Origin of the sequence: Stenotrophomonas sp. PS02300 (assembly GCF_029959395.1) — a bacterium.
Classification (GTDB): Bacteria; Pseudomonadota; Gammaproteobacteria; order Xanthomonadales; family Xanthomonadaceae; genus Stenotrophomonas; species Stenotrophomonas maltophilia_AD.
Map to the genome: position 1 here is coordinate 1 of NZ_JASCOP010000293.1, position 255 is coordinate 255.

The window sequence follows — 255 nt, forward strand, 5'->3', positions numbered from 1 at the left end:
GCGACGACGGCATGGATGGGCTGCGGATGAGTTCGATGACCTACCGCATCGCCACCGGTCGCGACGCTGGCCGCAAGGTCGTCACGCTGCAAACATTGCCCGGTGACGCAGGCTCGCTGGAGGGCGACGCCGGCAAGGTCGGCGGCTTCTCGCTGCATGCCGGCGTGGCCGCGGAAGCACACGAAAGCCACAAGCTCGAAAAGCTGTGCCGCTACATCACGCGCCCGGCGATCAGCGAGCAGCGGCTGTCGATCT

General features: G+C 67.1%; 1 protein-coding gene. It reads left to right on the forward strand.

Annotated features, from left to right (window positions below):
* A partial coding sequence (locus tag QMX79_RS20905; protein ID WP_282248484.1) for a transposase occupies positions 1–255 on the forward strand: 255 nt, incomplete at both ends.